This window comes from Pseudomonas sp. DY-1 (genome assembly GCF_003626975.1).
Classification (GTDB): domain Bacteria; phylum Pseudomonadota; class Gammaproteobacteria; order Pseudomonadales; family Pseudomonadaceae; genus Metapseudomonas.
The window spans coordinates 5701664-5722247 of the sequence record NZ_CP032616.1 but is presented as its reverse complement, the minus strand read 5'-3'; the positions used below and the strand labels follow the sequence as shown (position 1 = coordinate 5722247).

The 20584-nt window shown below is 64.6% G+C and carries 16 protein-coding genes; 9 read left to right on the top strand and 7 right to left on the bottom strand.

All coding sequences use genetic code 11. From position 1 onward, the window contains the following. Window positions 1-305: 305 nt before the first annotated feature. Entirely contained in the window at window positions 306-947 is a 642-nt protein-coding gene (locus D6Z43_RS26970; RefSeq protein WP_120655032.1) for a TetR family transcriptional regulator, read from the bottom strand. A 203-nt stretch (window positions 948-1150) separates the two neighbouring features. Here D6Z43_RS26970 and D6Z43_RS26965 point away from each other — a divergent pair, with 203 nt between their 5' ends. From D6Z43_RS26965 to D6Z43_RS26945, 5 genes are all read left to right on the top strand, one after another. Beyond that, window positions 1151-2293: an efflux RND transporter periplasmic adaptor subunit gene (locus D6Z43_RS26965; RefSeq protein ID WP_120655031.1), complete on the top strand. Its 1143-nt coding sequence runs from the start codon at window positions 1151-1153 to the stop codon at window positions 2291-2293. An 11-nt stretch (window positions 2294-2304) separates the two neighbouring features. Continuing rightward, window positions 2305-5439: an efflux RND transporter permease subunit gene (locus D6Z43_RS26960; protein ID WP_120655030.1), complete on the top strand. Its 3135-nt coding sequence runs from the start codon at window positions 2305-2307 to the stop codon at window positions 5437-5439. After that, window positions 5436-6869 carry an AdeC/AdeK/OprM family multidrug efflux complex outer membrane factor gene (locus tag D6Z43_RS26955; RefSeq protein ID WP_120655029.1) on the top strand — a complete coding sequence of 478 codons (1434 nt, stop codon included), beginning with the start codon at window positions 5436-5438 and terminating at the stop codon, window positions 6867-6869. The genes D6Z43_RS26960 and D6Z43_RS26955 overlap by 4 nt, the downstream gene beginning before the upstream one ends. A 499-nt stretch (window positions 6870-7368) precedes the next feature. Next, complete coding sequence (locus D6Z43_RS26950) at window positions 7369-7668, top strand: hypothetical protein (RefSeq protein WP_120655028.1); 300 nt, start codon at window positions 7369-7371, stop codon at window positions 7666-7668. Window positions 7669-7966: 298 nt separating this feature from the next. Then, complete coding sequence (locus D6Z43_RS26945; RefSeq protein ID WP_120655027.1) at window positions 7967-8665, top strand: transglutaminase-like cysteine peptidase; 699 nt, start codon at window positions 7967-7969, stop codon at window positions 8663-8665. Window positions 8666-8748: 83 nt separating this feature from the next. On the opposite strand, the gene D6Z43_RS26940 is transcribed toward D6Z43_RS26945, so the two are convergent. From D6Z43_RS26940 to D6Z43_RS26925, 4 genes are all read right to left on the bottom strand, one after another. After that, on the bottom strand, window positions 8749-9723 hold the full coding sequence (locus D6Z43_RS26940) for an acetyltransferase (protein WP_120655026.1): 975 nt from the start codon (window positions 9721-9723) through the stop codon (window positions 8749-8751). A gap of 16 nt (window positions 9724-9739) precedes the next feature. After that, on the bottom strand, window positions 9740-10528 hold the full coding sequence (locus D6Z43_RS26935; RefSeq protein ID WP_120655025.1) for an SDR family oxidoreductase: 789 nt from the start codon (window positions 10526-10528) through the stop codon (window positions 9740-9742). 119 nt (window positions 10529-10647) lie between these two features. Next, window positions 10648-11829: a sulfotransferase gene (locus D6Z43_RS26930; RefSeq protein ID WP_120655024.1), complete on the bottom strand. Its 1182-nt coding sequence runs from the start codon at window positions 11827-11829 to the stop codon at window positions 10648-10650. Next, complete coding sequence (locus tag D6Z43_RS26925; RefSeq protein WP_120655023.1) at window positions 11826-12938, bottom strand: DUF1214 domain-containing protein; 1113 nt, start codon at window positions 12936-12938, stop codon at window positions 11826-11828. Before D6Z43_RS26925 ends, D6Z43_RS26930 begins: the two co-directional genes overlap by 4 nt. 258 nt (window positions 12939-13196) lie before the next feature. Here D6Z43_RS26925 and D6Z43_RS26920 point away from each other — a divergent pair, with 258 nt between their 5' ends. From D6Z43_RS26920 to D6Z43_RS26905, 4 genes are all read left to right on the top strand, one after another. Further along, on the top strand, window positions 13197-13667 hold the full coding sequence (locus D6Z43_RS26920; RefSeq protein ID WP_120655022.1) for an SRPBCC domain-containing protein: 471 nt from the start codon (window positions 13197-13199) through the stop codon (window positions 13665-13667). Window positions 13668-13737: 70 nt separating this feature from the next. Next, on the top strand, window positions 13738-14667 hold the full coding sequence (cysD, locus tag D6Z43_RS26915) for a sulfate adenylyltransferase subunit CysD (RefSeq protein WP_120655021.1): 930 nt from the start codon (window positions 13738-13740) through the stop codon (window positions 14665-14667). Beyond that, complete coding sequence (gene cysN / locus D6Z43_RS26910) at window positions 14667-16541, top strand: sulfate adenylyltransferase subunit CysN (protein WP_120655020.1); 1875 nt, start codon at window positions 14667-14669, stop codon at window positions 16539-16541. The genes cysD and cysN overlap by 1 nt, the downstream gene beginning before the upstream one ends. A gap of 224 nt (window positions 16542-16765) precedes the next feature. Then, window positions 16766-17929 (top strand): helix-turn-helix transcriptional regulator, encoded by a 1164-nt coding sequence (locus D6Z43_RS26905; RefSeq protein WP_120655019.1) that lies wholly within the window; start codon window positions 16766-16768, stop codon window positions 17927-17929. 141 nt (window positions 17930-18070) lie between these two features. On the opposite strand, the gene D6Z43_RS26900 is transcribed toward D6Z43_RS26905, so the two are convergent. After that, window positions 18071-19639, bottom strand: a complete 1569-nt coding sequence (locus tag D6Z43_RS26900) for a FadD3 family acyl-CoA ligase (protein WP_120655018.1) — start codon at window positions 19637-19639, stop codon at window positions 18071-18073. A 65-nt stretch (window positions 19640-19704) separates the two neighbouring features. Further along, window positions 19705-20478: an SDR family NAD(P)-dependent oxidoreductase gene (locus D6Z43_RS26895; RefSeq protein ID WP_120655017.1), complete on the bottom strand. Its 774-nt coding sequence runs from the start codon at window positions 20476-20478 to the stop codon at window positions 19705-19707. Between the last annotated feature and the right edge of the window lie 106 nt (window positions 20479-20584).

The following is a 20584-nucleotide window of genomic DNA, read 5'->3' as shown; positions in this document are numbered from 1 at the left end:
GCGGCCGCCTTTTTATAGTTCGAGCCCCTGGAGCGAAAACGGCGCTGCCCCCACAGAAGCCTACACACATCCTTAGCCAAGACTCTGACGCACCGCCAGCCTGGAACCCCTCCTGCCGGACGGTTGCGGGATTAACCCCGACCGACGACATGGGGCACTCTGGCGAGAGCGCTTCTCATCAAGGTCGAAAGCCTTGTTCTAGAGCGGCTTTGCCCACTTTTGGGGAAAGTGCGGAGGGGCGAAGAAGACGCCAGGAAAGCGAAACTGGCGCCGGATAAATGACACAGAAGGGTAAAGGCGAGATTTCAGGCGCTTCTGACCCGCAGCGCCGGGCTGAAAGTCAGCATGTCCATCAGGCTGTTAACCAGGCTTTCCGCCTCGTCCGCCAGGGAATAGCCGTTGGGCACCAACAGCCAGTTGGTCTGGATGCCTTCGATATAGGCATGCACGCTGACGGCGGCACGGCGGCAGTCCAGGTCACTGGGCAACTGGCCTCGACTCACTGCGTTGCGCAGTGCCTTGGCGATCCGCTCGTCACACTCCGCGCTGAGGTCCTGCATCTGCTGGCGCAGGTCGCCCAGTTCCTCGGTGTATTCCACCTTGAAACGGAGGATCTCGTGGATGCGCCGGCTCTGCGGGTCCAGCTCCACGCGTTTGAGCAAGCGCACCAGCAACTGGTGCATGTGCCCCAGCGGGTCGGGTTCGTCTTCGCTCTCACTGGCGCGGGCGAGTTGCTCCAGGGGCGTGTGGATGCGTTCGAGCATGGCCTGGAACAGGTCGTTCTTGTTCTCGAAGTGCCAGTAGATGGCGCCTCGACTCACACCGGCAGCAGCAGCGATTTCCGCCAGCGAAGCGCGGGAAACACCCTTTTCGTGAAATACCCGCTCGGTGGCGTCGAGTATCTGCACGCGGGTTTCTTCGGCTTCTTCTTTGGTGCGTCTGGCCATTCGCCACTGGTACCTATCTGATTGCTAACAAAAGAAAAATCCTCTTACCGCAGTAATAAATTCTGACATCGGCAACAGAAGATTCAATTTACAAACATTCACGCATGTAAGTATATTCATACACCTTCGCAAGAATCCAGAACCTGCCCTGCGCCTAGCTTTCCTTCCGAAAGCTGAACCCCAGAAAAATGAGGTCCCTTCAGATGCCCATGAAGCCAGCCTTTGCCGCCTTGGTTTCCGCCATCGCACTGGCCACGCTCGCCCTGACCGGCTGCCAGGAAGCCTCGGCTCCCCCGCCCGCCCAGACGCCCAAGGTCGGCGTCGTCACCCTACAGCCCCAGAGCTTCACCCTGACCACCGAACTCCCCGGCCGCACGAGCGCCTACCGCATCGCCGAAGTGCGTCCGCAGGTCGACGGCATCATCCAGAAGCGCCTGTTCACCGAAGGCAGCGAGGTCAAGGCCGGGCAGCAGCTCTATCAGATCGACCCGTCCGTCTACTCCGCCACCTTCAAGAGTGCCCAGGCGAGCCTCGCCTCGGCACAGTCCCTGGCGGATCGTTACAAGGACCTGGTCAGCGACCAGGCCGTGAGCAAGCAGGCCTACGACGAGTCCCAGGCCGCTCGCCTGCAGGCCGAGGCTGCGCTGGAGAAGGCGAAGATCGACTTGCGCTACACCAAGGTGCTGGCCCCCATTTCCGGACGTGTCGGCCGCTCGGCGGTCACTGAAGGCGCGTTGGTGAGCAATGGCCAGACCCTGGCCATGGCCACCATCCAGCAGCTCGACCCGATCTACGTCGACGTGACCCAGTCCACCAAGGACCTGCTGCGCCTGCGCCGGGAAATGGCCGAAGGCCAACTGGAGAAGGCCGGTGCCAGCGGCGCCAAGGTGTCCCTGCTGCTCGAAGACGGCAGCGAGTACCCGCACAAGGGCAGCCTGGAGTTCTCCGAAGTCTCGGTGGACGAAGGTACCGGCTCGGTGACCCTGCGCGCAGTCTTCCCCAACCCGGAGCACAACCTGTTGCCTGGCATGTTCGTCCACGCCCGCCTCGGCTCGGCGGTGAAGCAGGAAGCCATCCTCGCGCCGCAGCAAGGCGTGACCCGCGACCTCAAGGGACAGGCCACTGCCATGGTGGTGAACGCCGAGAACAAGGTCGAACTGCGCCACCTCAAGGCCGAACGCACTGTCGGTGACCGCTGGCTGGTCAGCGATGGACTCAACCCCGGCGATCGCCTGATCACCGAAGGCCTGCAGTTCGTGCGCCCGGGCGTCGAAGTGAATGCTGCGCCGGCGACCAACGTGGCTGCCCAGCAACCCGCGGGTGACAACCTGGCCAAGAGCCACTGAGGAGCCCATAGATGTCGAGATTCTTCATCGATCGCCCGATCTTCGCCTGGGTGATCGCGCTGGTGATCATGCTCGCCGGCGGCCTGTCCATCCTCAAGTTGCCGATCAACCAGTACCCCAGCATCGCCGCGCCTGCGGTCGGTATCCAGGTCAGCTACCCCGGTGCCTCGGCGCAGACGGTGCAGGACACCGTGGTGCAGATCATCGAGCAGCAGCTCAATGGCATCGACGGCCTGCGCTACATCTCCTCGGAGAGCAACTCCGACGGCAGCATGACCATCACCGCCACCTTCGAGCAGGGCACCAACCCTGACATCGCCCAGGTGCAGGTGCAGAACAAGCTCCAGCTGGCCACCCCGCTGCTTCCGCAGGAAGTGCAGCAGCAGGGCATCCGCGTGACCAAGGCGGTGAAGAACTTCCTGCTGGTCATCGGCGTCGTGTCCGAAGACGGCAGCATGGACAAGAACGACCTGGCCAACTACATCGTCTCCAACATCCAGGACCCGATTTCGCGGACCAAGGGCGTGGGTGACTTCCAGGTGTTCGGCGCCCAGTACGCCATGCGCATCTGGCTGGACCCGGCACGACTGAACAACTACCAGCTGACGCCGGTGGATGTGAAGACCGCCATCCAGGCGCAGAACGTACAGATCTCCTCCGGCCAGCTCGGCGGCCTGCCCGCCTCCCCCGGGACCCAGCTGAACGCCACCATCATCGGCAAGACCCGCCTGCAGACTCCCGAGCAGTTCGGCAACATCCTGCTGAAGGTGAACCGCGACGGCTCCCAGGTGCGCCTGCAGGACGTGGCGAAGATCGAACTGGGCGGCGAGAACTACAGCATCAGTGCCCAGTTCAACGGCAAACCGGCCTCCGGCATGGCCATCAAGCTGGCTACAGGCGCCAACGCCCTGGATACCGCCAAGGCTATCCGCGCCACCATCAAGGAGCTGGAACCCTTCTTCCCCGCCGGGATGAAAGTGGTCTTCCCCTATGACACCACCCCGGTGGTTTCCGCCTCCATCGAGGGCGTTATCCACACCTTGGGCGAAGCCATCGTCCTGGTGTTCCTGGTGATGTTCCTGTTCCTGCAGAACTTCCGCGCCACCATCATCCCGACCCTCGCGGTGCCGGTGGTGCTGCTCGGCACCTTCGGTGTGCTGGCGATGTTCGGTTTCACCATCAACACCCTGACCATGTTCGCCATGGTGCTCGCCATCGGCCTGCTGGTGGATGACGCCATCGTGGTGGTGGAAAACGTCGAGCGGGTGATGGCCGAGGAAGGCCTGTCGCCGCTGGAAGCCACGCGCAAATCCATGGGCCAGATCCAGGGTGCGCTGGTGGGTATTGCCCTGGTGCTCTCGGCGGTGTTCCTGCCGATGGCCTTCTTCGGTGGCTCCACGGGCGTGATCTACCGACAGTTCTCCATCACCATCGTCTCGGCCATGGCCCTGTCGGTGCTGGTCGCACTGATCTTCACCCCGGCCCTGTGCGCCACCCTGCTCAAGCCCATCGCCAAGGGCCACCATGAGAAGCGCGGCTTCTTCGGCTGGTTCAACCGCAGCTTCGACCGCAGTGTGCAGAGCTACGAGCGCGGCGTGCGTGGCGTGCTCAAGCGCAAGGCGCCCTACCTGATGCTCTACGTGGTGATCCTGGTCGCCATGGGCTGGCTGTTCACCCGCATCCCTACCGCCTTCCTCCCCGAGGAAGACCAGGGCGTGCTCTTCGCCCAGGTGCAGACGCCGTCCGGCGCCAGCGCCGAGCGTACCCAGGTGGTCGTGGACCAGATGCGCGAATACCTGCTGGAGAACGAGAAGGAAACCGTGAAGTCCGTGTTCACCGTCACCGGTTTCAACTTCGCCGGTCGCGGCCAGAGCTCGGGCATGGCCTTCATCATGCTCAAGCCGTGGGAAGAGCGAACTTCGGAAGGCCAGAGCGTGTTCGACCTGGCCCAACGTGCGCAGCAACACTTCTTCAGCTTCCGCGATGCGATGGTCTTCGCCTTCGCCCCGCCGGCAGTGATGGAGCTTGGCAACGCCACCGGCTTCAACCTGTTCCTGCAGGACCGCGCCGGCGTCGGCCATGAGGCGCTCAACGCGGCCCGTGACCAGTTCCTCGAACTGGCGGCGAAGGACCCGGTACTCAACCGCGTGCGCGCCAACGGCCTGCGCGACGAGCCCCAGTACCAGCTGCTGATCGACGACGAAAAGGCCCGTGCCCACGGGATTTCCCTGTCCGACATCAACAACACCGTATCCATCGCCTGGGGTGCCAGCTACGTAAACGACTTCATCGACCGTGGTCGGGTGAAGAAGGTCTACCTGCAGGGCGAACCCGAAGCACGGATGAATCCGGAAGACCTGAACAAGTGGTTCGTGCGCAACGATCAGGGCCAGATGGTGCCGTTCAGCGCCTTCGCCAGTGGTGAATGGACCTACGGCGCGCCCAAGCTGGCCCGCTACAACGGCGTGCCGGCGGTGGAAATCCTCGGCGAGGCCGCTCCGGGCCACAGCTCGGGTGAAGCCATGGCCGCCGTGGAAGAGATCGCCAAGCAGCTGCCGGCGGGTGTCGGCTACTCCTGGACCGGTCTCTCCTACGAGGAACGCCTGTCCGGCTCCCAGGCCCCGGCCCTCTACGCGTTGTCGTTGCTGGTGGTGTTCCTTTGCCTGGCGGCGCTCTACGAGAGCTGGTCGATTCCGTTCTCGGTGATGCTCGTAGTGCCGCTGGGTGTGATCGGTGCACTGATGTTCACCAGCATGCGTGGCCTGTCCAACGACGTGTTCTTCCAGGTGGGCCTGCTCACCACCATCGGTCTCTCGGCGAAGAACGCGATCCTCATCGTCGAGTTCGCCAAGGAGCTGCACGAACAGGGCAAGAGCCTGTTCGACGCCGCCGTGGAAGCCTGCCGCATGCGCCTGCGCCCGATCATCATGACCTCGCTGGCGTTCATCCTCGGCGTGGTGCCCCTGGCCATCTCCAACGGTGCCGGCTCCGGCAGCCAGCACGCCATTGGTACCGGCGTGATCGGCGGCATGCTCACCGCGACCGTCCTGGCCATCTTCTGGGTGCCGTTGTTCTACGTGCTGGTCTGCTCGCTGTTCAAGGACAAGGCGAGCAAGGCTGCGATCAAGAAGGAGGCCCTGCAATGAGGCGTTCCCTGATTTCCCTGGCCATCGCCGCGACCCTGCTCGGTGGCTGCTCCATGATCCCCGACTACCAGCGCCCGGAGGCGCCGGTAGAGAACGCCTGGCCCGAGGGCGAGGCGTACAGCCAGGGCGAGGCCCAGGTGAGCACCGCCGCGGCCGACCTGGACTGGAACGAGTTCTTCCAGGACCCTGCACTGCGCCAACTGGTGCAGCTCGCCCTGGACAACAACCGCGACCTGCGCACCGCCGCGCTGAACGTCGAGGCCTATCGTGCGCTCTACCGCATCCAGCGTTCCGAGCTGTTCCCGAGCATCTCGGCTGACGGCAGCGGCACCCGCCAGCGCCTGCCCGGCTCTCTGAGCCAGAGCGGTGAGGCCACCACCAGCGGCCAGTACAGCGCCACCCTCGGCACCAATGCCTGGGAGCTGGACTTCTTCGGCCGCCTGCGCAGCCTCAACGAACAGGCGCTGGAACAGTACTTCGCCACCGAACAGGCCCGCCGCAGCACCCAGATCAGCCTGGTGGCCTCGGTGGCTACCGCCTACCTCGACTGGCAAGCCGACCAGGCCCTGCTGCAACTGACCCGGGACACCCTGAAGACCTACGAGGAAAGCTACGCCCTCACCAAGCGCAGCTTCGACGTGGGCGTTGCCGATGCCCTCGCGCTGAGCCAGGCCCGCACCGCCGTGGAAAGCACCCAGGTCAGCCTGGCGCAGTACACCCGCCTGGTGGCCCAGGACCGCAACGCACTGACCCAACTGGTGGGTACCGGCATTCCGGCGGACCTGCCCAAGGGCCTCGCGCTGGACGCCGACCTGCTGGCCGAAGTACCGCCGGGATTGCCGTCCGACCTGCTGCAACGCCGTCCGGACGTGGTCCAGGCCGAGCACCTGCTCAAATCGGCCAACGCCAACATCGGCGCGGCACGCGCGGCGTTCTTCCCCAGCGTCAGCCTGACCGCCAACGCCGGCACCATGAGCAACGAGTTGTCCGGCCTGTTCGATGCCGGCTCGGGCAGCTGGCTGTTCCAGCCGAGCATCAGCCTGCCGATCTTCACCGCCGGTCGACTCAAGGCGAATCTCGATTACACCGAGCTGCAGAAGGACATCCAGGTGGCGCAGTACGAGAAGGCCATCCAGGTCGCCTTCCAAGAAGTCGCCGACGGTCTCGCCGCACGTACCACCTACCACCAGCAACTGGACTCCCAGCGCGCCCTGGTGAAGACCACCGAGGAGTACTACCGCCTCGCCGAACGCCGCTACCGCACTGGCGTAGACAGCTACCTGACCCTGCTGGATGCACAGCGTCAGCTGTTCAACGCCCGTCAGCAACTGATCGGCGACCGCCTCAACCAGCTGGCCAGCGAAGTGAACCTCTACAAGGCCCTTGGCGGCGGCTGGAAAGAGCATGGGGAACATTCCCCGAACGCTTGATCCGCGACTCCCCAATCCTCACGGACGAGGAATCCACGCGGCGCCCCTGTCCTTCTTGGCGGGGGCGTATTTTTTTGGCTCTCTCGCCGTTAAGTGTTGCCAGAAAGTCCTGAGCCAAGCTGCTTACCGAGTGCTGCAGAAGTTTCTGGTTTCGCCTCCCGGCGCGTCTCTTTTGGCAGTCGTCGGAATGCCGCTCCACCCAAAAGATGCCAAAAGGGCTCCCTCCTGACGTTTCCGCCAGGGGTCAGGCCAGTGTGTGCCTCCGAATGGCTTGTACTCACCGGCTCGAGTCACCCCTCGCCCGCCTGCGGGAGAGGCGCCGGGGGCAAGGTTCAAAAACGGGCATAAACTCCGGAAATCCCCATGCCAATCAAAGCCTTGCAAAAGCCCACCGGTCCATTTTCCAACCACCTATCCGGGTTTCTCCGCGCGTTGTAATAAAAGCCGATGCTGTCCGTCCAACACGTGGGGGACGAGTTGGAAACAAGAGGACACGACGATGAAATCGACATTCAGCACAACGACCCTCAGCGGCCTGCTTCTGGCCCTGGCGGTGACAACGGGACCGGTTACGGTCCTCGCGGAGAATGGAAGCGACCGCCTGGACGACTACCGGATACGCAACCAGCAACTCCTGCAAATGAGGGAGGATTCCAGCGAGAGTTTCACCAGAATGGTCCAGGAAGAACCCACCGCGTCCGGCCCGAGTTACCAGGACGACGGCATGCGCTCCAGCGGACGGCAGATGCCCAAATACCAGTCGCTGATTCATCAGCAACGAGTCGAGTTCGGTAAATAACCGGACTCACCGCCCGTCGGATGCGCGCACGCCCTGCGCCCCCGACGGGCAGAAGGACATCCCGCTTTCCGACAACCGGCACTGGGCGCCAGATCCCGTTCCAGAGCTGTCCTTCCCGCTTCACGCTCCCGCAGCACGTGCCGTGCATCCCCTGCCGCTTGCGGCACCGACCGCACTGATCCTAGTGTTCCCACATCCCTGAACCGGCGGAGGGTGTTCCCTATGCCGGTGATTCGTTCAACGGATTGATCCACCGTAGAACCCGGCTCCGGCCGCTTTCCCCTGGAGAGTCAAACCGTTGCAGAAGCCCGCTCCTCGCCGCTTCGGCGTACCCCTGTCCTGGCAATTACTCACGCTCGCCGTTTTCAGCGGCGCCCTGCTGTTGGGTGCTGGCGACGCCAGGGCCGCCTGGAGTGTCGACCCGGTGCTGCGCAAGGCGGAAAAACGCTTCGGCCGCAGCGGTCCGGCCAAGGACCGCCTGCACGCCTGGCGCGACCTGCTGGAAACCGGCCACCGCCTGACCGAGCGACAGCAGCTTGAAGCCGTCAACCGGCAGATCAATCGCCAGGTGCGCTTCACCGACGACAGCGCTCTCTGGCAGCGTCGCGACTACTGGGCCACGCCCGTGGAAACCCTGGCCAAAGGCGCCGGGGACTGCGAGGACTTCGCCCTGGCCAAGTACTTCACCCTGCTGCAGCTGGGCGTTGACCCAAGCAAGCTGCGCATCACTTATGCGCGAGCCCTGGAGCTGAACCAGGCGCACATGGTGGTGACCTACTACGAAACCCCGGATGCCGAGCCGCTGGTGCTGGACAACCTGGTGGACGACATCCTCCCCTCCTCCCGACGCAAGGACCTGGCCCTGCGCTACGCCTTTGATGCCGACGGGCTCTATGCGATGAAGGGCGGCGCACTCAGACGCGTCGGCAACACCGCCGAACTTCCCTTCTGGCAGGGCCTGTTGGCAAGGATGGAGCGGGACGGTTTCGCGCTGTAGACAGCGCGTCTCCGAAGGCGCCGCCGCGCATCGTTGGCGGAACGTCGCACGATGCCCATCCCGCGATTCGCATGCACGCCAAGCTACCGCGCCGCGCCAGGAAAGCTGCCAAGGAAGACATCAGCGAACTGCTGCAAAGTCCCGGCTGGCAGACGGTTGATGCCAGCGGCGCGCTTGCGCCCCCCTCCACCATCGAAGCCCCGGCAGAAGGCATCCGCTTCCAGGCTGGCTCCGGCGGGTACTCGCAGGCTGAATGTCCAATCCCCGTCGGCCCGCGCGCTCAACAGGCCAAGTGCGCGCTGCGGGTCCCGCGATGCCAGCTGGTTAGCCAGCACCCCGCTTACCCGTCGCGCCCAGGGTTCCTCCGGCAAGCGGTAAAGCGTCGCGCCATTCCCGGCATACCAGGGGTCGAGTCGGGCAGCCGCCGCCATATCAACCGCGTAGCCGTCACGCAAGCGGGCGAAGCTGGCGCCGAGCCGAATGAAGTCCAGTGGGTCTTCATAGGGCGCCAGCTCCGCCGCCAGCATCAGCGGATCGAAATGCAGGTCGTCCAGACTGTCGCCATAAGCGTTGTAGTTCAGCAGCAAACCCAGCTCTTCCAGTGCGCTGATTTCCGCCGGTTCCAGGCCGTGGAGCCCGGCCAGGGCCCTGGCCGGTCCACTCATGCCGTCACCGAAAGCCGCCACCACCGCCCAGCGATGGAAGCGCCCCGCGAGGAAGCGATTCACCAGCAGGCCAGTACAGACGTCGGTCGCCGTGTCGATGAAAGACTCGAACGCCGGGTGCGCGGGCAGCTCACCGGCGAAGTGGTGGTCGAAGTAGCGGATGCGCGCACCAGCACCGAGCAGGCGCAGGACATCCGCGCGATTCTGCTCATGGGAGATGTCCAGCACCGTGACCCGCCCACCCGGACTGGGCGGCACCCGGTCGAGCAGGCGGATGTCACGTTTCACACCACTGACCAGGCGCACATCCGCATCCAGTTCACCCGCCAGGCGCAACTGCTGCAGGGCGCAGAGCCCGTCGGCGTCGCCGTTGAAGGCACAGTGATCGAGCATCTTCCTCTCCCCGTGCTCAGCGCATCAGCTCGCCGCCGTTGGAATCCAGCTGCGCGCCATTGATGGCGCTGGCGTAGTCGGAGACAAGGAACAGGGCCGCGCGGGCGCACTCCTCGTCGCCCGGCATGCGCCCGCCGGGAATACCCGCACTGAACTCCGCTCGCACCTGTTCTTCGCTGACACCACGCGCTGCTGCGGCCGTGCGCACATGGGCCTGCACCGGCTCACCCCACATCCAGCCACAGGCCAGGCCATTCACCCTCAGGCCGTGCCCAGCCAGCTCGGAGGCCAGATAACGCACCGCCACCGCCAGGCTGCCCTTGGAAATCGCATAGGCGCCGCCGCCTGCGTAGGGCTTGAATACGCCCAGAGTGCTGACCATGACGATGGCACCGGTTCCTTGCGCCTTCATGTGCGGTAGCACCGCCCGAGTCAGGTGCAGCGAGCCGAACAGGTTCACATCCAGGGCTTCCTGGAGCAGTTGGTCGGTACAGCCTTCCAGGGACTCGAAACCACCATGGGCATAAGCGCTGTTGACCAGGGCATCGATGCGTCCGAAGCGCTCCACCGTTGCCTCGGCGAATCTGCGACAGGCGTCGGGATCAATCACGTCGGTGCACATCCACAGCACCTGGCAATCGGTACCCAAAGCGCGGATGCGTTGCTCCGCCTCGCGCAGGCGCGCTTCATTGCGGGCGCAGATCGCCACGGCGCGAGCACCTTCACGCGCCGATTCGAGCGCGAGCTTGATGCCCATTCCCGGGCCGATCCCGGAGATCATTACAACCTTGTCGTTCAGCAGCATGTTCGTGTCCTTTTGTTGTTATCGATCTGCTTTTTTCGTAGGAGCGAGCTTGCTCGCGAATTCGGAGCCTGCTTCGCGAGCAAGCTCGCTCCTACACACAAGAACCGGCACCGGCCTGTTCAGGCGAGGTGGCGGGCGCGGTAGTCGCCGTAGTCGCGTTGCAGGCGCGCCTCATCGAGGCCGAAAGTAGCCGGGTCGTACTGGTGCGCCGCACGTTGTTCGCGACCATTGCGCGAGAGCCAGTCCACCATCGCGGCGCGCACCACAGGCGTCAGCTCTAGGCCTGCGAATCGATAGATGCGTTCGGCCACGCCCAGCGGGTCGGCCACCGTGTCTTCGAAGTGCAGGTCGAAGAACGCACTGGCAGGGTGGTTTTCGCGCACCGTCATGCTGTGGCGCAGAGCTCGGGCCATGCGGCTGTTCCACTGCTCGCCGACCTCGGCCGGGTCAGCCTGGTCGCTGTAGATCTGCCAAAGGGTGTGGATGAAGCTCGCCAGCGATGGAACGGTCTTGCCCGGGTCCCTGTGGGTGAGGATCACCTGCGCTCGCGGGAAGACTTTCAACAGGATTTCAAGGGTGTGCAGGTGCTGTGGGCTCTTCAGCAGCCAGCGGCGCCCCGGTGCTATACCGCGGCGCGCCTGCTGCCATTGCAGGAACTGCAGCATCTTCTTCAAGTACGCGTAGACCTGAGTCTGGTCCTGGCGGTCGAGCCAGGCTGTGTAGGCCGGCACATTGACGTAGGAATCCATTGCGCAGAGGAATGAATGCTCCATGAGCATGAACTCTTCATCCGGCTGCTCGGCGTCCAGCGGATGGATCGCCAGGATCTGCGGCACGAACTCGATCATCGCGGCGACCTCGGCGCGGGCCCGCTCGATTCGCACTCGCGGCTGCTCCAGGGTTTCGCCGCCCAGCGGCGCCGGGTAGCGGGTCTCCCACCACTGCGCCTTGCTGAACTGGGGGTCCACCGACAGCAGGCGCTGCAACAGCGTGGTGCCAGTGCGCGGCAGGCCGACGATCACCAGCGGGTCGTCGATGGGTTGCTGGAGGATCTCTGGATAGCGCTTGCAGTGATCCTCGATCACCAGTCGATTCACCAGCTGCGCCACCAGCTTTTCCCGAAGCAACGCCTTGCCCTGCGCCGACAGCCGGGCCTCGTTGTGCAAGGCATCCTCCAGCACCTGGAGCGCCTCGCGGTAGTTACCCGGGCCGAAGTCATCGAGCCCCCCGGCACGACTGCTGGCTTCGGCCAGCAGGTTGTCCAGGGAGAAATCGTCACCTGCGGGAATGAGGCTGGTCATTGCAACTCCTTGAGGTGGTCGAGCTTGACCACCCGCGTGGTGGGATGGACGGGCTGGCTGGCGCCGACCCAGCGCATGCAGAAGGTACCCTCTGCGTGGCCGGCGGTTTCCAGCCAGTTGGGCAGGCCGGGGTCGCGGTGGCTCAGCACCATGCGCAGCCCGTCGCGTGCGTCGGCTTGCGCGGAATGCTTGTTCAGGCAGATGCGGTGGTGGCGGTAGTCGAGGGACTCCATCCAGTAGTTGTTGATCTGCAGATTCCAGAAGTCGCAGTCCGGCAAGCGGTCGACCTCGATCAGCAGGGCCTCGTCATCCGCCAATGACCAGTAGCCGTGGTAGTAGAAGATGTTCGGGTCGCCGCCCACCGCCTGGCACAGTTTCTGGTCCGCCGGCGGCAGCTGGTTGGCATGGGTCTGGTAACCCTGGGCCCAGTCGGCGAACAGGCGCGCGGTGTTCTCGACGAAGCTGGCGACGCGTCCCAGGCTCTGCTGCAAACGCTCGGCGCCCAGCGGTTCAGGCTTCTGCTGGCTGTCCAGACGCTCGATGCGCAGCTGCGCAGGCTGCTCGCTGGCACGGTCGAGGAAAGTCTGACGAACGATCAGTGCATTGCTCTCGGGCTCCAGGCGCAACCAGTTGCCTCCTTGCGCGGGTTCCTGGCCGAGGATGATCTCGAAGCTGCCGTCGGCCTCGAGTTGCAGCTGGCTGGCATCGATGAAGCCCGTCTGGATCATCTTGCCGTCGCTTTCGTAGCCGCCCTTCTGGGTACCGAAGCTGAGGTAGGAAACGCTGCCCCGGTTGCCGCTGACCCGGTACTGACGCTCACCATTGAGGCGCGCGTACTGGTAGAGGTTGTCCGGGTTGTCGGCGCCGATCTTGGCCGTCTCGTGGGAGGGCGAGAAGAAGCCGGGAAAGTCCGGGTCGGCGAACTCAAGATGCATCTCCAGGGCGATGCGCAACAGGCGGGTCAGGTAACGAAAGCCCTCCGCGCGGGTCTGTGCGTCAGCCGGCGCCTCGGCCCGCAGAACCTGCTCGCCGGCACGCCTGAGCTGATCGCAGAAGTCGTTCCAGACCTGTCCGCTCACTACCTGCTGTTCGATTCCATCTGTGGCCATCTCGCTCTCCTCTGGTCCGGCGGCACACCCGCCACGGGACAAACCTTAGGGAGAGCGGGATCGAGGATTCTTCGTCTGGGCGGACTAATAACGTAGGAGCCCGCTTGCTGGCGAATGCGGGTTGGTTTCGCGAGCAAGCTCGCTCCTGCAGTTCAGCACCAGCTAGTCCACCCGGACGAGGAACTGGAGACAGCGGGCGCGGAGCATCGGCCAGATCGGCGCCGCACGGTGCGGTGCCTGTATTCCGAGGAGTCCCCGATGCCTGATGAAAAGAACCTGGTGAGATCGCTGACCGTGGACATCGCCGCCCCCGCCGAACTGGTCTGGTCGGTCCTGGTAGATCTTGACCGCTACCCCGAATGGAACCCCTTCACCGTGAAAGTGGAGTCCAGCCTGCTGCTCGGCGAGCCAGTGAACCTGTACCTGCCCGACCCCGCACGCCCCGGCGAGCTACTGCGCGTGATCGAGCAGCTCGCCAGCTTCGAACCGCCGCGCCTGCTGGCCTGGGAGATGCACGCCAGCGCGAGCAATCCCGATGCCGCGCGCCGCGAGCAGGTGATCGAGGCCACCGGAAAGGAGAGCTGCCGCTACCACACCACCGACCTGTTCCTCGGCCCGACCGCCGACCAGGTGATGGCGCTGCACGGTCCCTGGGTCAAGCAGGGCTTCGATGCGGTGGCCCTGGCGGTCAAGGCGCGCGCCGAATCGCTGTTCGCAACGGAGCGCTGAAACTTCGTCCGCTCAGACGAAGAACCCCCGGCGACGCATTCCCTACCGTGGAAAAAAGCCGGCTCGCACCATGTGGAGCCGGCGCCACCCAAGGAGGCAAGCGATGCTGACTCACCTGCAACGCCTGGAAGCCGAAAGCGTCCAGATCATTCGCGAAGTGGTCGCCGAGTGTGAAAACCCGGTGATGCTCTACTCCATCGGCAAGGACAGCGCAGTCATGCTGCACCTGGCGATGAAGGCCTTCGCACCGGGCAAACCGCCCTTTCCCCTGCTGCACGTGGACACCACGTGGAAGTTCCGCGAAATGATCGCCTTCCGCGACCAGACCGCACGGAACCTGGGCCTGGAGCTGCTGGTGCACATCAACCCGGAGGGCCAGGAACGAGGGATCAACCCCTTCACCCACGGCTCGGCACTGCACACCGATGTCTGGAAGACCCAGGGGCTGAAGCAGGCGCTGGACCTGCATGGATTCGACGCGGCCTTCGGTGGTGCCAGGCGTGACGAGGAAAAGTCGCGGGCCAAGGAGCGCGTGTTCTCGATCCGCTCCGAGCAGCACCGCTGGGACCCGAAGCAGCAGCGTCCCGAACTCTGGCGCCTGTACAACACCCGCAAACGCAAGGGCGAAAGCCTGCGGGTGTTCCCGTTGTCCAACTGGACCGAGCTGGATATCTGGCAATACATCTACCTCGAAGGTATTCCCATCGTGCCGCTCTACTTCGCCCAGGAGCGCCCAGTGGTACGCCGCGACGGCACCCTGATCATGGTCGATGATGAGCGCCTGCCGCTTCTCCCCGGCGAATCCCCCGAGCTGCGCAAGGTGCGCTTCCGCACCCTCGGCTGCTACCCATTGACCGGCGCCATCGACAGCGAGGCCGACAACCTGCCGGCAATCATCCAGGAAATGCTGGTGAGCAGTACCTCCGAGCGCCAGGGTCGCCTGATCGACAGCGACTCGGCCGGCTCCATGGAGAAGAAAAAACAAGAGGGGTATTTCTGATGAACGCCAAAATCGAGCTCGACCAGTACCTTGAGCAGCAACAACACAAGGACCTGCTGCGCTTCATCACCTGCGGCAGCGTCGACGATGGCAAGAGCACCTTGATCGGCCGGCTGCTGTACGAAACCAAGGTGCTCTTCGAAGACCAGCTCGGCCAACTGGAGGTGGACTCGAAAAAGCTCGGCACCCAAGGCGGCGAGCTGGACTTCGCCCTGCTGGTGGACGGTCTGGCCGCTGAGCGCGAGCAAGGCATCACCATCGACGTGGCCTATCGCTTCTTCGCCACCGACAAACGCAAGTTCATCGTCGCAGACACCCCCGGCCATGAGCAGTACACCCGCAACATGGTCACCGGCGCGTCTACCGCCGACCTGGCAGTGATCCTCATCGACGCCCGCCAGGGCCTGCTGCAGCAGACCCGCCGGCACAGCTACCTGGTGTCTCTACTGGGCATTCGCCAGGTCCTGGTGGCGGTGAACAAGATGGACCTGATGGCTTATTCGGAGGACGTCTTCGCCCGCATCGAGGCCGACTACCGCGCCTTCGCCGCACAACTCGGATTGACCGATATCCAGTGCATCCCGATGTCGGCTCTCAAGGGGGATAACCTCCTGGAGACCAGTACCAACATGCCCTGGTACCAAGGGCCGACCCTACTCCAGCACCTGGAGAACGCCCCCCTTGAAGCAGCCCGCCCCGGTGCCGACTTCCGTCTGCCGGTGCAATGGGTGAACCGGCCGAACCTCGACTTTCGCGGATTCGCCGGCAACGTCGCGGCGGGAGCCATCCGCATTGGCGAGCGCGTCCGCGTCCTGCCCTCCGGCCAGCAGAGCCGCGTTGCCGGTATCCTCGGCATGGCCGGCGCACAAGAGGAAGCTAGTTGCGGCCAGGCCGTGACCCTGACCCTGGAAGACGAGATCGACATCAGCCGTGGCGACCTGATCGTCCGCGCCGATGCGCCGTCCGCCGTGGCTGACCAGTTCGAAGCCACCCTGGTCTGGATGGGTGAGGAGGCCATGCTGCCCGGCCGTCCCTACCTGATGAAGATCGGCTGCCGCACGCTCGGCATGAGCTGCGCCACCCTCAAGCACAAGGTCAACGTCAACAACCTCGAGCAACTCGCGGCCAGGACCCTGGAACTCAACGAGATCGGGGTGTGCAACCTGAGCCTGGACCAGTCGATCGCCTTCGATCCCTATGTGGAGAACCGCGATACCGGGGGGTTCATCATCATCGACCGGCTGAATAACCAGACCGTTGGCGCCGGCATGCTGCACTTCGCCCTGCGCCGCGCACAGAACGTGCACTGGCAAGCTGTCGACGTGAATGGCCCGGCCCGTGCCGCACTGAAGGGGCAGACGCCACGTATCCTGTGGTTCACGGGCCTTTCCGGGGCAGGTAAATCCACCATTGCCAACCTGGTGGAGCGCAGGCTCCATGCACTGGGTCGGCACACCTACCTGCTGGACGGCGACAACGTGCGTCACGGCCTGAATCGCGACCTTGGCTTCAGCGAAGCCGACCGTGTGGAGAACATACGCAGGGTGGGCGAAGTGGCGCGGCTGATGCTGGACGCGGGACTGTTCACACTGGTTTCGTTCATCTCGCCCTTCCGCGCCGAACGCGAACTGGCACGTGGTCTTGCAGGCGAAGGAGCGTTCCTGGAGATCTTCATCGACGCATCGCTGGAGCTGGCCGAGAGCCGGGACCCCAAAGGCCTTTACCAGAAGGCCCGGCGCGGCGAGCTGAAGAACTTCACCGGCATCGACTCGCCCTACGAGCCACCACTGGCGCCGGACATCCGCATCGACACGGCAAGCGAATCAGCGGAAGCGGCCGCCGAGCGCATCGTCGAGTACCTACTGTCGCTCTAAGCTCGCGCGCTTGATGGGCCTTGGCCTGTAGGAGCGAGGGGGACGCCGAGTTCTTGCTTGCGAATGTCCTGTGCTCGGATGTTCGCGAGCAAAGCTCGCTCCTACATTTCCCAGCCAACCGAATCGATCCTCGCCGCCACTAGGCCGAACGGACGATTTGTCCACAGCCCGTGCCGCCAATACTCAGCCGATCCAGCCCGACAACCACAACAAGCGAGGCGAGGATGGACGATCTTCGATATGCCCATGAGCTTGCGGGCATCAGTGCCCCAGAACTCAGCGAGCTACTGGCGCTGAACTACCGCGGACCGCTGGAACCCACGCCTTGGGCCAGCCTGCTGGACGCGCTGCGCCGACGCTTAGACGCCAGCTACCTGACCCTGGTCCTGCGCAATCCCGCCCATGAGCGGCCGGGGTTGATCGTCAACGCCTCGATCCACGGGCCGCACCTGCCCGGCGAGCCCTCCTACAGCGAGCATTACTACGCCATCTGCCCCTTCCTGGACTGGCCCGCGGACCAGGTGGTCAGCGCCGATCAGGTGCTGGGGACCGGACACTGGCTGGCTCACGACTTCTACCAGGGCTACCTGCACCCGCTCGACCTGCGCTACGTGCTCGTGGCCAATATGCAGACGGCGGCTGGCATGCACTGCGCCCTGTTCGCCTGCCGGGGGCATGCTGGACGGGATTTCGACACCGCGGAAAAGGCCCTGGTGCGTCTGCTGCTGCCACACCTGCAACAGGCCGTGGACCTCCACTCGACGGTCGACCAACTGGACTCCGAACGCCGCCTCTATGCCGCCACTATCGACCGTCTGCTGGTGGGCACCGCCATCCTCGACCAGACCGGCAAGGTGATGCGCAGCAACCAGGCCGCCCAGCGCCTGTTCGCCGCCCAGGATGGCCTCGAGTGCAATCAGGACAAGCTGCGGGCCTTCGCCGGACAGGACAACCGCAATCTGCAGCGGACCATCCAGAGCATGCTGCAGCAGCACCAGCACGGCCGGGATGACTGCATCGAGGTATTGACCCTGGCGCGCCCTACGGGTGAGGTTCCGCTCAACCTGCTGTTACGGCCCATTGCCCTGAACTACGAAGGCCAGGGCAACGCCCGACGGCCGGCCGTGGCCGTGTTCATCCGCAATCCGGGCGACTCCCCGCAGGCTTCGCGCTGCCTGCTGCGCAGCCTGTTCCAACTGACACGCACGGAAAGCGAAGTGGCGATGCTGATGATGGATGGCCTGACTCTCGACGAAAGCGCCGAGCGGCTTGGCGTATCGCGCAACACCGTGCGCGCGCACCTGCGCGGCGTGTTCGCCAAGACCGGCGCCACGCGCCAGGCGCAACTGGTGAAGACCTTGCTGAACAGCGTGGCTTCGCTGGCTTGAGAGAGGCGGTAATCCCCTCGCGCCTGGATCCCGACACGGTCTTGTGTAGGAGCGAGGGGGACACCGAGTTCTTGCTCGCGAAAGATCGCGCTCGGGCGGTTCGCGAGCAAGCTCGCTTCCTGCAACTTCCCCCCGGAGTCCCTATGAGGCCAAATTTCGCAGCGCGTCCTTGGTCACCTTGCCCGCCGCATTCAACGGCATCGCCTCCACCACCTGGGCGCGGCGCGGGACCTTGTAGTTGGCCATCTGCTCGCGGCACCAGATGAGGAAGTCTCCGGTATCCAGCGCCTGGCCAGTAGCCGGCAACAGGAAGGCCATGGCCACTTCCCCCAGACGCTCGTCGGGAATGCCAATCACCGCCGCCTGGGCCACCCCCGGATAGCGCAGGATCACCTGCTCGATTTCCGCCGGGTACACGTTGAAGCCACCGGTGATGAACATGTCCTTGATGCGGTCGGTGATGCGCAGGTAGCCGTGCTCGTCGAGTACACCGACATCACCCGTGTGCAGCCAGCCGTCGGCATCTATGGCTTCGGCCGTCGCCTCGGGGTTGTTGAAGTAGCCCTGCATCAGGTTGTAGCCGCGCACCAGCAGCTCACCGGGCTCGCCCGGCGCGACCGGATTGCCGGCAGCGTCCACGCAGCGCACTTCCACGTCCGGGAACGCGCGGCCTGAGGTGGTGGCCACCCGTTCGGCGGAATCGCCCGGACGGCAGATGGTGACAAAGCCACAGGCCTCGGTCAGGCCGTAGGCGGTGACGATGGTCTCGAAGCCCAGTTCGCTGCGCATGCGCCGGACCATTTCCACAGGCACCGAGGCTGCGCCGGTCACCGCCACCCGCAGGCTGGAAAGATCGAAGCGCTCGCGCTCGGGGAAGGCCAGGATCGACTGATAGAGCGTGGGTGGACCGGGCAACACGTTCACCCGTTCGCGAGCGACGCGCTCCAGCATTACCGGCACGTCGAACACCTGTTGCGGCAGGATGCAGCAACCCCGCATCAGCGCCGCCAGCCAGCCGGCCTTGTAGCCGAAGCTGTGGAAGAACGGGTTGACGATCAGGTAGCGATCACCCGGACGTAGTCCGACCATCGCACTCCAGTCACGCACGATGCGCAGGTTCTGGCCGTGGGCGGTCATCACCCCCTTGGGCTTGCCGGTGGTGCCTGAGGTGAACAGCAGGTCCGACAGGCTCTGCGGCTGCACCTGGTTTTCGCGCACCGCCAGCTCTGCCGGTGAAACCTCGGCGGCCAAAGCGAGAAACTCGTCCCAGCCCAGGCAACCCGGTGCCTCGCCACGCAGGCAGATGCGCGTACGCAGCGCCGGGAGAGACTCGTCGTCCAGCAGCGCCGGATAGCGGGTACCGAGGAACTCGCCAACCACCAGCAACAGGCTGGCGCCGCTCTCACGCAGGATGAAACCCGCCTCGCTGCCCTTCATCCGCGTATTCAGCGGTACCAGCACCGCGCCCACGCTCTGCAGGGCAATAGCCGCGACGATCCATTCGTGGATGTTCGGCGCCCAGATCGCCACGCGCTCGCCGGCCTGCACCTCCAGCGCCAGCAAGGCGCGGGCGGCCTGGCGACGCAGTCGGTCGAGCTGGTGATAACTGAGGCGGGTGCCATCGTCCTCGATGGCCATGGACTCGCCGTAGCGGCTCGCGGCGGCGGCCAGCAGTTCAGGGATGGTCAGGGCGCTTTCCAGGTCGGTCATGGGCTTTTCTCGGGGCGAGACGGGGCAGCGGCCGGGAGAACCCGGCCGTGGTCAAGGCAATGAAGTCAGGCTTGTGGCGGGGCGAAGCGACGTCCGGCGGAGAAGCCGCCGTCCACCGCGATCATCTGGCCGCTGACGAAGGAGGCGTCGTCAGACGCGAGGAACAGCGCCACGCTGGCCACTTCGTCCGGCTGGCCGGCACGGCAGAGCATGTGCTGCGAGGCGAAGTAGGCATGGAATTCCTTCTGCTCTTTCACCATCTGGGTCATGGGTGTATCGATCAGCCCCGGGCACAATCCGTTGACGCGGATGTTCGCGTGGCCGTAGTCGATGGCCATGGAGCGCGTCAGCTGGGTGATACCGCCCTTGGCGGTGTTGTACGCAGCGTTGCCGTCGCAGCCCTGCAGACCGAAGATCGAGCCGAAATTGATGATCGAGCCACTGCGCTGGGCAAGCATCTGCGGCAATGCGTAGCGGCTGGTGAGCATGGAGCCGGTCAGGTGGATATCCAGGACGCGGCGCCATTCCTCGGTCGTGGTCTCGGTGATGCTGCCACGGCTGGCGATGCCGGCGGCATTGACCAGGGCGTCGATGCGCCCGAAGCGTTTCGCCACCTCATCCATTACCGCTTGCACCCGTGCTTCGTCGCGCACATCGAGGCTCATGAACACCGGCGCCGGGCTTAGCCCTTCCAGGCTTGCGGCGACATCCGCGCGGGGCTCGCCCACATCCAGTCCGACTACCTGTGCGCCTTCGGCGGCGAAACGACGAACACAGGCCAGACCGATACCTGATGCAGCTCCGGTGATGACCGCAACCTTGCTAGACAGACGTGCCATGGGAAACCTCGTTGCTTGTTCTTGGAATGGGGCTTTCGGCGGAGTCTACCGCTGGTACGGGCAGGAGTGATCGTCCGTTGGGACTACGCCTCGTTCCCTTGAGGGG